Consider the following 13,909-nt stretch of genomic DNA (forward strand, 5'->3'; position numbering starts at 1 on the left):
AGTGGCGGGTCAGGGGCCGAGCGTCTCTTTTGTGCTCTAGCGCTCCTGCTTAGCCAGTTGTAGATCCATGTATTCGTAAGCGATCCGTATCGCCTGGTCGGTGTCGAATGCATCACCCGACAAGGCACCACGCAACCACAAACCGTCGATCAAAGCCGCCAGGCCGCGAGCTGCCTTGCGCGCATGGTAGAGCGGCAGGGCACGGCGGAACTGGCAACACAGGTTGGAATACAAGCGGTGGTCGTTGATCCGCTGCAACCTGTGCAAATCGGGCTGGTGCATGCTGGAAGCCCAGAAGGCCAACCAGGTTTTCATTGCCGGGCCGTTCACCTGGCTGGCATCGAAGTTGCCCTCGATGATCACTTTCAGGTGAGCGCGCGGGCTGTCGTCCGTCAGGGCCAGGCGGCGTGCTCTGACGCCTTCATTGAGCATGCTCATGATGTAACCCATCGTCGCTGCGATCAGGCCGTTCTTGTCCCGAAAGTAGTGACTGATGATGCCGTTTGAAACACCGGCCAAACGGGCGATCAGCGCAATGCTGGCGTCCCCCATTCCGACCTGATCGACCGCTTGCAGCGTGGCTTCGATCAATTGCTGGCGGCGTATGGGTTGCATACCGACCTTGGGCATCTGATACCTCTCCTTAGGCCTGTCGGCGGGCGTATGACGCCGGTCGACTTGTGGGCCAGTCTATTTTGTTTTGATTGAACGTTCAATCAACAAAGAATAAGATCTGCGACAAATCGTCGCTGCCTGGGGAGGTTTTCCTACTCGCGGACGGCGGGAAAACGACCTCCGAAATAGCCCAAAACTTACACGTGGCATGGCGTGGACCGGCAAGAGTAAGGACGTGTTGAAGGGGCAGGACGCTCCGGGGAACAGACGACGAGCTGCAGGTTCGTCACTGACCTTGGATGCGGGTGCGCAACGCGGCTTTTGCGGTTTCGGGCTTTTTCGGGGTGTCTTTATATCACCCGATGATCGGCTGCCAACTAACCGATTGGTCGGGTGCGGTGTTGCCTTGTGTCCTTCTCTCGCACTGCCTGGAGCATCTGTGCAATGAGTTCTGCCTCTCTTATAAAGACCCCACCGGAGAAGGTGCGGGTCAACGGTTGGGTGTTCTACACCTCCACCGCGCTGATTCTGTTGTTGACCGCCATTCTGATCATCGCCCCGCAAGAGGCCGGCAGATTGCTGGGCATTGCCCAGGCCTGGTTGTCCCGCAGCTTCGGCTGGTACTACATGGTGGTGATCGCCGCTTACCTGGTGTTCGTGGTGGGCCTGGCGTTCTCCTCCTACGGCAAGCTCAAGCTGGGGACCAAGCAAGACACCCCGGACTTCAGCTACGGCGCCTGGGCCGGGATGCTGTTCTCTTCGGGTATCGGCATTTCGCTGCTGTACTTCGGCGCTTCCGAGCCGCTGGATCACTACTTCAACCCGCCCGAAGGCGTACCCGGCAGCAACCTGGCGGCACGCCAGGCGTTGCAGCTGACCTTCCTGCACTGGGGCCTGCACGGTTGGGCGATCTATGCGCTGGTGGGGTTGGCGGTGGCGTATTTCGCCTATCGGCATAACCAGCCGCTGGCGTTGCGTTCGGCGTTGTACCCGCTGGTGGGCGAGCGTTGGGTCAAGGGCGCGGCCGGCCACGCGGTGGACGGTTTCGGCATGTTCGTGACCCTGCTGGGCCTGGTGACCAACCTGGGGATCGGCTCGATGCAGGTGTCTTCGGGCCTGGAAAACCTGTTCGGCATGGAGCACAGCAACACCAACCTGCTGATCGTGATCATCGTCATGAGCACGGTGGCCACCATCGCCGCGGTGTCCGGCGTGGAAAACGGCATTCGCCGCCTGTCCAACCTGAACATCGTGCTGTTCAGCGGCTTGTTGATCTTCGTCCTGCTGTTCGGCCCGACCTTGCACCTGCTCAACGGCTTCGTGCAGAACATCGGCGACTACCTGAACGGTGTGGTGCTGAAGACCTTCGACCTCTACGTGTACGAAGGCGACAGCGCCAAGTCCGACCGCTGGCTGGGCCTGTGGACCCTGTTCTACTGGGCCTGGTGGATTTCCTGGGCCCCATTCGTGGGCATGTTCATCGCGCGTATTTCCCGTGGGCGTACGGTGCGTGAACTGGTGGCCGGCGTGCTGCTGATTCCCCTGGGCTTCACCCTGGCCTGGCTGTCGATCTTCGGCAACTCGGCGCTGGACCTGGTGGTCAACCAGGGAGCGGTGGAGCTGGGCAAGACGGCGTTGGAACAGCCCTCCATGGCGATCTACCAGCTGCTTGAGCACTACCCGGCGTCGAAGATTGTCATCGGTGTGTCGATCTTCGTCGGCTTCGTGCTGTTCCTGACCCCGGCCGACTCCGGCGCGGTGATGATGGCCAACCTTTCGTGCAAGGGCGGCAACGTCGACGAAGACGCCCCGCACTGGCTGCGGATCTTCTGGTCGGTGGTGATCACCCTGGTGACCATCGGGCTGCTGTTCGCCGGCAACTTCGAAGCCATGCAGACCATGGTGGTGCTGGCCGGCCTGCCGTTCTCGGTGGTGCTGATCTGCTTCATGTTCGGCTTGCACAAGGCCATGCGCCAGGACGTGCAGATCGAGCAGGAACAAGCGCAACTGGCCGAGCGCGGCCGTCGCGGTTTCAGCGAGCGCCTGAGCCAGCTGGACCTGCAACCGACCCAGTCGGTGGTCCAGCGCTACATGGACAAGCACATCAGCCCGGCCCTGCAGGAAGCCGCCGCGCAATTGCGCAACCTGGGCCATGAAGTGCAGGCCAACCTGGGCAAGTCCAAGAGCCTGCTGGGCCTGCGGGTGGAAATGGAGGAGGGCAATCCCTTCGTCTATGAAGTGAGCCTGGACGGCTACCTGGCGGCGCCGAGCGAATCGGCCCAGCCGGAAGGGGCGGACAGCGAAGTGCGCAGCCGTTTCTACCGCGCCGAGGTGTACCTGCACAACGGCAGCCAGGAGTACGACTTGATGGGCTTCACCCAGGAACAGATCACCCGTGATGTGCTCGATCAGTTCGAAAGCCATCGGCAGCTCCTCGGCCGTGTCTATAGCTGAGTGTTGAAAAGGGCGGTGCGACGCTGTGGCGAGGGCGCTTGCTCCCGCTGGGTGGCACCGCCACCCCAGTGACTGCAATCGGGCTCCGGCAGTCAACTCGCCGAGCCAGGCTTTACGGTTGCGTCGCCCCCGAGCGGGAGCAAGCTCCCTCGCCTCACGCATTTCGTGCTGTACCAAGCAAAACGCCGCGATTGCTCGCGGCGTTTTTGTGTCTGCTGCTTAACCCAGGTTCTTGCCGAGCAGCGCGTGGTAAAGCTCGCTGTCGCCAAGGATGCCCACGACTTTCTGGTTGTCGTGGAGCACCAGTTTGTTGCCGGTCTGGTAGCGGATTTGCAGGGCGTCACGCATGCCGATGTTGGAGTCGACCAGGGTCGGGCGCCGGCCCAGTTCTTCCACCGCCTGTCCCGGAACCCAGTTCTGCAGGTCCAGCTGCGAGCCGTTGCGCCGGGCGCCCTTGATGGTGTTGCCGTCTGCCAGGTCGAGCCAGGAATCGCCACCCGGGTCCAGGCACACCGAACCGTTGACCCGCTTGCAGTTGTCCAGGCTGCGCATCAGGCTGCGCCCGCAGAGCACGTTCAGCGGATTGGTGTGGGCGACGAAGGTGCGCACGTAGTCGTCCGCGGGATTGAGCACGATCTCTTCCGGGTTGCTGTACTGGATGATCCGCCCGTCCTTCATGATGGCGATGCGGCTGCCCAGTTTCAGCGCTTCGTCCAGGTCGTGGCTGACGAATACGATGGTCTTGCTCAGCTTGCGTTGCAGCTCCAGCAGTTCGTCCTGCAGGCCCTGGCGGATCAGCGGGTCGAGGGCCGAGAAGGGTTCGTCCATCAGCAGGATGTCGGCGTCCATGGCCAGTGCGCGGGCCAGGCCGACCCGTTGCTGCATGCCGCCGGACAGCTCGTCGGGCTTCTTGTTGCGCCACTGGGTCAGGCCCACCAGTTCGAGTTTCTCGTCCACCAGCTTGCGCCGTTCCTTCTCGGGGCGGCCCTGCATCTCCAGGCCGAAGCTGATGTTCTCGCGCACCGTCAGCCAGGGCATCAGGGCGAACTTCTGGAACACCATGGCGATGCGCTTGGTGCGCATCATCTTCAGTTCGGCGGGGGTACAGGAGGCAATGTCGATCTGCTTGCCTTCGTGTTCGACGAACAGCTTGCCGCGGCTCACGGTGTTGAGGCCGTTGATGCAGCGCAGCAGGCTGGACTTGCCGGAGCCGGACAGCCCCATCAGCACGCAGATCTCGCCTTTCTGGATGTCCAGGCTGGCTTTCTCCACGCCGACGATCTGTCCGGTCTTTTTCAGGATCTCGTTGCGGGTCATGCCCTGGTCCAGCAGCTTGAGTGCTTCGCGAGGGTCCTTGGAGAAGATAACGTCGACGTTATCGAAGCGGATTATGCTCATGCGTCACCCCCTACTTTGGCTTCAGGTTGTTTGCAGATGCGGTCGAGCATGATCGCCAGCAGCACGATCGCCAGGCCGGCTTCGAAGCCCAGGGCGATGTCCGCGGTATTGAGTGCGTTGACCACCGGTTTGCCCAGGCCGTCGGCGCCTACCAGGGCGGCGATCACCACCATCGACAGCGACAGCATGATGCACTGGGTAATACCGGCGGCGATGCTCGGCATGGCGTGGGGCAGTTCAATGCGCGACAACAACTGACGGCGCGAGCAGCCAAAGGCCTTGCCTGCGTCCATCAACTCTTGTGGAACATCGCGAATGCCCAGGTAGGTCAGGCGGATCGGCGCGGCGATGGCGAACACCACGGTGGAGATCAGTCCGGGCACCACGCCCAGGCCGAACAGGGTCAGGGTCGGAATCAGGTAGACGAAGGTGGGAACGGTCTGCATCAGGTCGAGCACCGGACGCATCATGGTGTAGAACAGCGGCTTGTGCGCGGCAACGATTCCCAGCGGCACGCCGATGACCACGCAAACCAGGGTGGCGAACAGCACCTGGGCCAGGGTTTCCATGGTTTCCTGCCAGTACCCCAGGTTGAGGATCAGCAGGAACGACAGCACGACAAATACAGTCAGGCCCCATTTGCGCTGGATCATGTGCGCCAGCAGGGCGATCAGGCCGATCAGGGCCAGGGGGTTGAACCAGGTCAGCGCGAACGTCACGCCGTGGATCATGGTTTCCAGGGTGGTAGCGATCGCGTCGAAGATGCTGGCGCCGTGCTTCGTCAACCACTCTACGAAAGCCGCGATGTACTGGCCCAGGGGGATTTTCTGATCAGTGAGCATGGTATTGAACGTCCGCATGCAAGGAAAAAACAGCCCGGGCGGGCGAGCCCGCCCGGCGTAAACGATTACTGCGCAAGCTTGGCTTTCACGGCTTCCAGGCCGGGTTTACCGTCAATGGTGGTCACCCCGGCGAGCCAGGTGTCGAGCACTTGAGGGTTCTGTTTCAGCCACGCCTTGGCGGCCGCGTCAGGCTTCATCTTGTCGTCCAGCACGTTGCCCATCAGGGTGCTTTCCATGTTCAGGGTGAACGACAGGTTCTTCAGCAGCTGGCCGACGTTGCTGCATTCTTCGGCATAGCCCTTGCGGGTGTTGGTGTAGATGGTGGCCTGGCCGAAGTTGGGGCCAAAGAATTCGTCGCCCCCGGTCAGGTACTTCATCTTGAACCGGGTGTTCATCGGGTGCGGTTCCCAGCCCAGGAACACCACCGCGGTGTCACGGCGCTGCGCGCGTTCGACCTGGGACAGCATGCCCGCCTCGCTGGACTCCACGACCTTGAAACCGGCGTCCTTCAGGCCGAAGGCGTTCTTGTCGATCATGGTCTGGATGGTGCGGTTGCCGTCGTTGCCCGGCTCGATGCCGTAGATCTTGCCGTCCAGTTCCTTCTTGAATTTGACGATGTCGGCGAAGTCCTTCAGGCCCTTGTCATACAGCGACTCGGGAACCGCCAGGGTGTACTTGGCGTTTTCCAGGTTGGCCCGCACGGTGGCCACGGTGCCGGCGTCGCGGTACGGCTTGATGTCGTTTTCCATGGTCGGCATCCAGTTGCCGAGGAACACGTCCATGTTCTTGCCGTCGGCCAGGGACTTGTAGGTCACCGGCACGGAAATCATCGTGGTCTTGGTCTTGTAGCCCAGGGCGTTGAGCACAACGCTGGTGGTGGCGGTGGTCACGGTGATATCGGTCCAGCCGACATCGGAGAAGTTTACGGTGCTGCATTGCGCCGGTTCTGCGGCTTGTGCCAGAAGCGGCAGACTCAGCATGGCGGCCAACAACAACGACGGGGAACCTTTCATAGGGGGGACTCCTGGATGTTTTTTTGGCGGCGTTTGGACCGCGCTTATAAGTGTGGCGGTTGGTGTGTCGGGAACAGCTCTACCACCGTGCCTTGCAATCGAGTCGAGACTGATCATGTACCAGTGAAAATCTGTCGCCTACAGGGTGCGTCGTATCCAGTACAGGGAGGGTCGCATCCAGTGTCGGTGAGGTCGCTTACAGTGTTTTTCGCTGTTTTTTCCTCCATCTGAGCCGCAAAAAACGCCCAAAAACCCAGCGTGACGCCTGGCGGCGTTAGTGGGCATGAGTGGGTCGGTGTCAGACGTCGAGGGACCCCGAAAAAGCCTGATGATGCGCCCTTCTCGGCGGATTGCAGCTTGAGCGTAGCAGCTCCGTCAGAGGGCGTTTCCGGCGTCCGGACTGTGCTCAACGAGGAGTTCCGCAGTAATGGCTATCAGTGTTTTCGACTTGTTCAAGATCGGCATCGGCCCCTCCAGTTCCCACACCGTCGGGCCCATGCGCGCAGCAGCGCTGTTCGTCCAGGTATTGAAGGAAAGGCAACTGCTGGAGCAGGTGCGGCGGGTCGAGGTGCAGCTGTTTGGCTCGCTGTCGGCCACCGGCATCGGCCACGGCAGCGACAATGCCGTGATCATGGGGTTGATGGGGGAGTGGCCGGATGCGATCGATCCGTCGCTGATCGGCGCTCGCATCGAACAGCTGCGGGAAACCGACACCCTGTTGCTGGACGGGCGCCTGCCGGTGCCTTTCATCTGGTCCCGGGACATGCAGCTGCTGGACCGCAACCTGCCGTTCCACCCCAACGCCATGACCCTGGTGGCCGAAGGCGAGGGCGGGGAGTTGCACCGTGATACCTACTATTCGGTGGGCGGTGGTTTTGTCGTCGACCAGGCCCAGGCCAACAGCGGCGTCGCGGACCTGGACCGCAGCGAGCTGCCTTACGATTTTTCCAGTGCGGTGGAACTGCTGGGCCTGTGCCAGAAGCACAACCTGCGGGTTGCCGAACTGATGCTGGCCAACGAGAAGGTCTGGCGTTCGGAAGAGGAGATCCGCAGCGGCCTGATGGCGCTCTGGCGCGCCATGCAGGATTGCGTGGAGCAGGGCCTCAAGCACGAGGGCATCCTGCCCGGCGGGCTCAATGTGCGCCGCCGCGCGGCCAAGTTGCACCGCAGCCTGCAGGAATTGAACAAGCCCAATGTGATCGGCTCCACCTTGAGCGCCATGGAGTGGGTCAACCTGTTCGCCCTGGCGGTGAACGAAGAGAACGCCGCTGGCGGGCGCATGGTGACGGCGCCCACCAACGGCGCGGCGGGCATCATTCCGGCGGTGCTGCACTACTTCATGAAATTCAGCGAAGACGTGACCGACGCCAACGTGGTGGATTTCTTCCTCGGCGCGGCGGCCATCGGCATCCTGTGCAAGAAGAACGCCTCGATCTCCGGTGCCGAAGTCGGCTGCCAGGGTGAAGTGGGCTCGGCCTGTGCCATGGCGGCGGCGGGGCTGGCGGAGATTCTCGGGGCGACCCCGGAGCAGTTGTGCAATGCCGCGGAAATCGGCCTGGAACACAACCTGGGCCTGACCTGCGACCCAGTGGGCGGGTTGGTCCAGGTGCCGTGCATCGAGCGCAATGCGATTGCCGCGGTCAAGGCGATCAATGCCGCGCAGATGGCCTTGCGCGGCGATGGCCAGCACTTCATCTCCCTGGACCGGGTGATTCGCACCATGCGCGATACCGGCGCTGACATGCACGACAAATACAAGGAAACCTCCCGTGGCGGCCTGGCGGTGAGTGCGGTGGAGTGTTGAGTGCGGGCTGGGCAAGCGGCGCGCGCTAATTGCTCACTAACCCAGCGGCGCGCCACCTTTTGGCGCGTCGTGAATAGACAAGTCGCCCGGCGAGTCGGGCCGCCCCCACGGCCGATGCCTGGTTGTGCTTTGAGTGACACTCGCCCACCCGGCGGCGAAGTGTCTGTCGCGCAAGTGCTACCGAACTGCTCACGGTTTCCTGTGCCAGTGTCTGGCGCGGCGCTTTGCGTGCTTCTTATCCGCACATTGACAAGGGCTATGTAGACGCGTTGCGACGTCGTTTTCAGGAGTTCTTGAATGCCCATTCAACTTTAGGCATGGCAATTGCTCTGTGAATACCAAGCCCGCCTCTCTTGAGTCGCAGGGCACATAAAAAGAGCCTCCGCCTGAGGCCATCACCCGCTTTGTGTGAGGAGATATCGCGATGACGTCGTTCAACTCCGGGGCCCAACCCCAGAACCGTGCGCCTCAATCCATCGGCTTTCTGCTGCTGGACAATTTCACGCTGATTTCCCTGGCTTCCGCAGTCGAACCGCTGCGCATGGCCAACCAACTGTCCGGTCGCGAGCTGTATCGCTGGACCACCCTCAGCGTCGACGGTGGCCAGGTCTGGGCCAGTGACGGCCTGCAGATCACCCCCGATGCCTCCATGCACAAAGCCCCCAGCCTCGATACCGTGATTGTCTGCGGCGGTATCGGTATCCAGCGCACCGTGACCCGTGAACATGTGTCCTGGCTGCAAAGCCAGGCGCGCCAGTCCCGCCGCCTGGGCGCGGTATGCACCGGCAGCTGGGCCCTGGCCTGCGCCGGCCTGCTGGATGGTTTCGATTGCAGCGTGCACTGGGAATGCCTGGCGTCGATGCAGGAAGCCTTTCCCCGGGTCGCCATGAGCACCCGCCTGTTCACCCTCGACCGCAACCGCTTCACCAGCTCCGGCGGCACCGCGCCGTTGGACATGATGCTGCACCTGATCAGCCGCGATCACGGCCGCGAGCTGTCGGCGGCGATCTCGGAAATGTTCGTCTACGAGCGTATCCGCAACGAACAGGATCATCAGCGCGTGCCCCTCAAGCACATGCTCGGCACCAACCAGCCCAAGCTCCAGGAAATCGTCGCGCTGATGGAGGCCAACCTCGAAGAGCCGATCGACCTCGATGAACTGGCGGTCTACGTCGCCGTGTCCCGGCGTCAGCTGGAGCGGCTGTTCCAGAAGTACCTGCACTGTTCGCCGTCGCGCTACTACCTCAAGCTGCGGCTGATCCGTGCCCGGCAACTGCTCAAGCAGACGCCGATGTCGATCATCGAAGTGGCTTCGGTCTGTGGCTTTGTTTCCACGCCGCACTTCTCCAAGTGCTACCGCGAGTACTTCGGTATTCCACCGCGTGACGAGCGCATCGGCTCCAACACCACCCAGCAGGTGGCGATGATGCCGTTGCCGCAAGCAATGGTCCTGGCGCCGCTGTCCGGGCCGCTGTCGGCCCTGAGCCAGGCGCGCAACGAATCGACCTTCGCCAGCGTGCGCCTGTAGTCACAGGCGTTTCTTGAAATACACCACGCGCTCGGTTTCCTCGAAACCCAGCGCGCGGTGCAGGGTCTGGCTGGGCAGATTGTCCAGGCTGGTATCCGAGGCCAGTTCCACGCAGCCTTGTTGCCGTCCCCATGCCGCCACCTGCTCGATCAGCCGCTGGGCGATGCCCAGGCGGCGATACTCGGGCGCTACATAGATCCCCTCGAGAAAGACCACTGGCGAGCTGTCGGTGCCGTTGACGTAGTCGTGGCGCAACGCCGCCTCGGCCAGTCCCACCGCCACCCCGTTTGCCCCATGGGCCAACCAGCAGCCATAGCGCTGGGGCTCTGCCAGCATCTGGCGGATTTCAGCTTGGTGTTCTTGCGGCGGGCAGTCGGGCCATAGGGCCCGGCGTAATTGCAGCCAGCCGGATTGTTCGCTGAGGGCGCCGGGTTGAATGCGGATCATGAGGGGTTGCCTGTGTCGGTCTGGGGAGAGCGGACTCTAGCAACCGACTCAGGCGTTGGGGACATTCACGCGCGCTTGTGTTGCAGGTACTCGGCCAGCGCCGGCAGCAACTGACGGTCGATGGCCTGGCGCACCGCCGGAAGAATGGTCGCATTGCCGGTGAGCATCTGCTCCACCATGCCCTTGAGCGCCTTGGCCCGCGCGTCGCTCAAACCCCTTACCGCACATTCGCAGGCCTGCTCGGCGCTGGCGCCTGCGGGCATTTCGAAACCCAGGGCCCGGAGTTGTCCCAGCAGGTCGTCCTGGTCAATCAGATCCGCATGCATCATGACTTTTATCCTTGTTCAGGGAGCGTGGTCGTCAGTCGATTCTGGTAGGGCGTCCGGGTGGCAGCAAGGGCAGATTGTCGTGATGGCCCGTTTACCTATGAACAGGTCGTTTTCGGCTAAGTCGGTGGCCTGGAACCGGTCGTCGCGCAGCTATGGATCTGACTTGCATTTCAGATTTTTCCGCCTTGTTTGACCTGTCTCCTGGCGGCATAAGAGGTAGCGCAATGATTCAGGCGTTATCGCTGAACGCCGTTCTCAAGGAGCAATCATCATGTCAGGGAAGCCCGCCGCTCGTGTCACCGACCCCACTGCCTGCCCGATTCCCGGGCATGGCGTGAACCCTATTGTCAGTGGATCGCCCGATGTCATTTTCGATGGGTTAGCCGTTGCCCGTGAGGGGGACCAGACGGCGTGTGGATCTGCTCTGACGGGTAACTTGATCAGTAATGTGTTGATCAATGGCAGACCCGTCGCCACTACCGATTCGCTGGGTAGCCACGGCAACGTCGTCATTGGTGGGTCGGGAACGGTCATCATCGGCAATACCGTCACTCTGGCCGAATTCACCCCCATCACGCCATTGGCCATTCAGCACCGCCACAACGCACAGTTTGAGCTACTGGATGCCGATGGCGAACCGGTGCCTGGTTTCAAGTACAAGGTCGTGACGCCGGATGGCAAGGTGTATAGGGGCATTACAGATCAAGATGGATTGACGCAACGGGTTTTTACTGACGTCAGCGGGCTGCTCCAAATAGAACCGGATGACGTTGTTTGAGGCGTTGCTCATGAGTCAGATTGTGCTTGTGAATAATGTGCATGCCACTACCCGGGATGTGAACGCTCGGCAACGTGTCGGGGTAACGACCAAGTATGTGAGACGGGCGGATGACAAGGGCTGGCTGGGCTTTAGACCTATGTTTTCCCATGGGGCGAGTTTTATCTATTTGTGTGAATACACTAAGTTGGTCATGGTGAAAACGTCAGAAAAATATGCTCACTTCCAAGTGAAGGATGGCAATAGTGGTTTTGTTGGTAAAGAAGTGGCTTTGAGTCACCGCAATGTCCCTTTGTATCTGTCTGACATTGGGCCAGAAAAAAATGCAGCAACGATCCGTGTGAAATACGCGAATTTAGAGAAAGGGGTCAGGTCAGAAATCAAGAACTTTGCATTCACTCAGCAGTGGGCTGTAGCTGAGTTTTCAGGAGTCAGCGCAAGGGTTACGCTTAACAGCGTCTGGGGCAGGGAGTTTACGCCCATAGCCCCAGGTAGGCACCGAATCATGGCCCCTGATTTCTCTCACGCAGAAGTTGATACTTCGGGATATAGAGCTGCTTATCCCGGGAGGGTGATTTGCACCGATGTCTGGTTTCCCATTGCCTTGGAAGGTACGGAAGTCAACAGCACTCGATATATACATATTGGGCATATGTCGGAAGGGTGTGTAACACTCTATGAGTTAATAAGATGGAATGCTTTGTATGAGTATCTGATCAATAAGCGCATGCCTGGATCTCAGGGAAGATTTGTTGGTTATCTAATAGTGGAGCGGTAGTTGATGAAGGCGTTTTTCAGTGTTTGTGTGTCTATATTGTTGTGTCTGTCCTCTCACGTTGCCGCGGCAGCGGATGAGTGTGGGGACTTTTTGAAGGCGATGGTGGGGACTTCAGATACTATCGAATATGTTAAGTGCGATTCGGAGCCGGAGAGGCAAAGTGCTCCTTTGACCGCTCTATATCGGATTAAAGGAAAGGATGCACAAGCAGTAGAGCAGTATCTGCATGATAGATTTGGTGTGAGTGAGTATCTGAAGTTTGTTTGTTGTGTCTGGGAAGTTAGAGGGATGACCTCTTACGAAGACAAGAATTCCGGTATCATGTATCACATTAGAATGAGTTCCGAAGAAACCATCTACAATAAAAGAGAAGATTGGGAGAAGATTGGCTATTTTTACATTACGGTTGTTCGTTTCATGGAAGATGTTTGATAAAACAAGGTTGTAGTTTTTATCTCTGTGCTGCGGAAGTTATTGGATGGGTTGCCGAGGGGCGACAATAGCCAGCATGACAATGGCGGCTTTTCGTCATGGCCCTTTTACCTATGAACACGTCGCTTTCGGCTAACCGCTGTCAGGGCCGAATCGGCAGACTGAACCCAGCTGGCGTCGTGATGGTTTGGTCACCTTCTCACCGCAGCTCCTCAGCAGTAGTCCCTGCCTCGATCCTGTCACGGCTTGATCGGGGCTTTTTTTTGCCTGGGGAACGTTGCACCGCTGCCCGGCTCCTGTGCGGGAGCCGGGCAGCAGGTGGGGCGATCAGCGCTGTAGCACCAGGATTCTGGATAACAGCTCGTCGCGGTCGATGTAGCAACCCTGGAAGTGTCGGGCGCCGCTGGCCGGGTCGAAGGCGTTGCGCGCGTGCAGGGTGCGGCGGTTGTCGAAGCACCAGAGCTGGCCCGGATCAAGGCGGCGGATCACCCGGAACCGGGCGTCGCGGGTCAAGGCGATAAAACGTCGGTAGGCGCGGTACAGCCGGGGCATCTGTTGTTCGGTGGTGTCGAAGGGGCCGCGCAGGAAGTTGGCCATGCGGATTTCCGCGACCTCGCCCAGGGTATCCAGGGCAATGATCGGTGCCAGGCAGCGGTAGTCGCTGTGGCGGTCCTTGTTGCGAAACTCCACGGGTATTTCACACAGCGCGCGGAACGCGTCGGGGTCTTCGCGGCGCAGGGCATCGGCTATGGCGAAACCGTCGACGAAGATGCTTTCGCCGCCCGTCGCGTCATTCACCAGGCAATGCAGAAATTGCAGCCCCGGTTGCAGTTCGCGGGTCGGCAGGTCGCTGTGCAAGGGCAGGTTGAAGGCGGTGTAGGCATTACTGTCGGCGTCGGCCTTGGACTGCACGTTGAACAGCACGCCGAAGTTGCTCTCGCGGATAAACGCGATGCGCCGGGCGATCAGGGCCAGGGAGCCGGGTTCGCTGGGCGCGCCACGGACCTGGGTCAGACCGATGTCGCGCAGGGCCAGCAGCCATTGCAGCAGCGCCTTGGGGTCGTCCATCAGGGCCTGATAGTCGAATACCGGCAGTTGCAGGTGGCTGTCCCACAGCTGGCTCTGCGCCTTGTTCGCGCGGCGCTCCTCGCGGGATTGCCGGTCATAGGCGTGGGCCCGCAGCCAGCCGGGGTCGAAGCGACTCTGGTGGCCGTCCGACCAGTCGAGGCACAGGCAACCCTGGCTATCGATGCGCGCCCCGAGGCAGCCAAGGTCTTCGGGGACGTCGATGATTTCCAGTACCTGTTCGCGGGTCACGCTGTAGACGCAGTGCGCGCAGGGGCAGTTGTCCCGCAGCCACTGATGGTGAAAAGGGCTGAGGCGATCATCGGCCCAGCGCACCTGAACCCGGTCCGGCAATACCTGGACGGCGCTTAACGGGCTGATCAGCGGGTAACGGCGGTAGTCGGCAAGGGCGGCGGTGTTCACGGT

The 13,909-nt window shown here is 60.7% G+C and carries 13 protein-coding genes; 6 read left to right on the forward strand and 7 right to left on the reverse strand.

Going from position 1 to position 13,909, the window contains the following annotated elements; genetic code table 11:
- Nucleotides 1-36: 36 nt before the first annotated feature.
- The gene (gene betI / locus LXM55_RS27280; protein WP_185697116.1) at nt 37-630 is read right to left on the reverse strand and encodes a transcriptional regulator BetI; all 594 of its coding nucleotides are present in this window, start codon (nt 628-630) and stop codon (nt 37-39) included.
- Between the two features lie 486 nt (nt 631-1,116).
- Between betI and LXM55_RS27285 the strand changes: the two genes are divergently transcribed.
- On the forward strand, nt 1,117-3,069 hold the full coding sequence (locus LXM55_RS27285) for a BCCT family transporter (RefSeq protein ID WP_233323375.1): 1,953 nt from the start codon (nt 1,117-1,119) through the stop codon (nt 3,067-3,069).
- A 219-nt stretch (nt 3,070-3,288) separates the two neighbouring features.
- Here the strand turns inward: LXM55_RS27285 and choV are convergent, their stop codons facing one another.
- From choV to LXM55_RS27300, 3 genes are all read right to left on the reverse strand, one after another.
- Nucleotides 3,289-4,467, reverse strand: coding sequence for a choline ABC transporter ATP-binding protein (gene choV, locus LXM55_RS27290; RefSeq protein ID WP_233323241.1), 1,179 nt, complete (start codon nt 4,465-4,467; stop codon nt 3,289-3,291).
- The gene (gene choW, locus LXM55_RS27295) at nt 4,464-5,309 is read right to left on the reverse strand and encodes a choline ABC transporter permease subunit (RefSeq protein ID WP_233323242.1); all 846 of its coding nucleotides are present in this window, start codon (nt 5,307-5,309) and stop codon (nt 4,464-4,466) included. The genes choV and choW overlap by 4 nt, the downstream gene beginning before the upstream one ends.
- 65 nt (nt 5,310-5,374) lie before the next feature.
- Complete coding sequence (locus tag LXM55_RS27300) at nt 5,375-6,322, reverse strand: choline ABC transporter substrate-binding protein (RefSeq protein ID WP_233323243.1); 948 nt, start codon at nt 6,320-6,322, stop codon at nt 5,375-5,377.
- Between the two features lie 427 nt (nt 6,323-6,749).
- Here LXM55_RS27300 and LXM55_RS27305 point away from each other — a divergent pair, with 427 nt between their 5' ends.
- Both LXM55_RS27305 and LXM55_RS27310 read left to right on the forward strand, forming a co-directional pair.
- Entirely contained in the window at nt 6,750-8,126 is a 1,377-nt protein-coding gene (locus LXM55_RS27305) for an L-serine ammonia-lyase (protein ID WP_233323244.1), read from the forward strand.
- A 424-nt stretch (nt 8,127-8,550) separates the two neighbouring features.
- Nucleotides 8,551-9,654 carry a GlxA family transcriptional regulator gene (locus LXM55_RS27310; RefSeq protein ID WP_060841469.1) on the forward strand — a complete coding sequence of 368 codons (1,104 nt, stop codon included), beginning with the start codon at nt 8,551-8,553 and terminating at the stop codon, nt 9,652-9,654.
- On the opposite strand, the gene aac(6') is transcribed toward LXM55_RS27310, so the two are convergent.
- Both aac(6') and LXM55_RS27320 read right to left on the reverse strand, forming a co-directional pair.
- Nucleotides 9,655-10,101, reverse strand: a complete 447-nt coding sequence (aac(6'), locus tag LXM55_RS27315) for an aminoglycoside 6'-N-acetyltransferase (protein WP_233323245.1) — start codon at nt 10,099-10,101, stop codon at nt 9,655-9,657.
- 65 nt (nt 10,102-10,166) lie between these two features.
- The gene (locus LXM55_RS27320; protein ID WP_016962894.1) at nt 10,167-10,430 is read right to left on the reverse strand and encodes a hypothetical protein; all 264 of its coding nucleotides are present in this window, start codon (nt 10,428-10,430) and stop codon (nt 10,167-10,169) included.
- Nucleotides 10,431-10,668: 238 nt separating this feature from the next.
- Here LXM55_RS27320 and LXM55_RS27325 point away from each other — a divergent pair, with 238 nt between their 5' ends.
- From LXM55_RS27325 to LXM55_RS27335, 3 genes are read left to right on the forward strand one after another with little or no spacing between them, the layout of a single operon-like run.
- A complete protein-coding gene (locus tag LXM55_RS27325; protein ID WP_325169921.1) occupies nt 10,669-11,208 on the forward strand; it encodes a PAAR domain-containing protein in 540 nt (179 codons plus the stop codon).
- Nucleotides 11,209-11,218: 10 nt separating this feature from the next.
- Nucleotides 11,219-11,986: a hypothetical protein gene (locus LXM55_RS27330; RefSeq protein WP_233323247.1), complete on the forward strand. Its 768-nt coding sequence runs from the start codon at nt 11,219-11,221 to the stop codon at nt 11,984-11,986.
- Between the two features lie 3 nt (nt 11,987-11,989).
- Nucleotides 11,990-12,418 carry a DUF4952 domain-containing protein gene (locus LXM55_RS27335; protein ID WP_233323248.1) on the forward strand — a complete coding sequence of 143 codons (429 nt, stop codon included), beginning with the start codon at nt 11,990-11,992 and terminating at the stop codon, nt 12,416-12,418.
- A 327-nt stretch (nt 12,419-12,745) separates the two neighbouring features.
- Here LXM55_RS27335 and LXM55_RS27340 read toward each other — a convergent pair whose 3' ends face one another.
- Entirely contained in the window at nt 12,746-13,906 is a 1,161-nt protein-coding gene (locus LXM55_RS27340) for a gamma-butyrobetaine dioxygenase (protein ID WP_233323249.1), read from the reverse strand.
- Between the last annotated feature and the right edge of the window lie 3 nt (nt 13,907-13,909).

The organism is Pseudomonas sp. Au-Pse12, assembly GCF_021341665.1.
Lineage (GTDB): Bacteria > Pseudomonadota > Gammaproteobacteria > Pseudomonadales > Pseudomonadaceae > Aquipseudomonas.

Bases quoted from the DNA above. Each gene is read 5' to 3' on its own strand.
- betI (WP_185697116.1), bottom strand. From the start codon at position 630: ATGCCCAAGGTCGGTATGCAACCCATACGCCGCCAGCAATTGATCGAA.
- choV (WP_233323241.1), bottom strand. From the start codon at position 4,467: ATGAGCATAATCCGCTTCGATAACGTCGACGTTATCTTCTCCAAGGAC.
- choW (WP_233323242.1), bottom strand. From the start codon at position 5,309: ATGCTCACTGATCAGAAAATCCCCCTGGGCCAGTACATCGCGGCTTTC.
- LXM55_RS27300 (WP_233323243.1), bottom strand. From the start codon at position 6,322: ATGAAAGGTTCCCCGTCGTTGTTGTTGGCCGCCATGCTGAGTCTGCCG.
- LXM55_RS27305 (WP_233323244.1), top strand. From the start codon at position 6,750: ATGGCTATCAGTGTTTTCGACTTGTTCAAGATCGGCATCGGCCCCTCC.
- LXM55_RS27310 (WP_060841469.1), top strand. From the start codon at position 8,551: ATGACGTCGTTCAACTCCGGGGCCCAACCCCAGAACCGTGCGCCTCAA.
- LXM55_RS27320 (WP_016962894.1), bottom strand. From the start codon at position 10,430: ATGATGCATGCGGATCTGATTGACCAGGACGACCTGCTGGGACAACTC.
- LXM55_RS27330 (WP_233323247.1), top strand. From the start codon at position 11,219: ATGAGTCAGATTGTGCTTGTGAATAATGTGCATGCCACTACCCGGGAT.
- LXM55_RS27335 (WP_233323248.1), top strand. From the start codon at position 11,990: ATGAAGGCGTTTTTCAGTGTTTGTGTGTCTATATTGTTGTGTCTGTCC.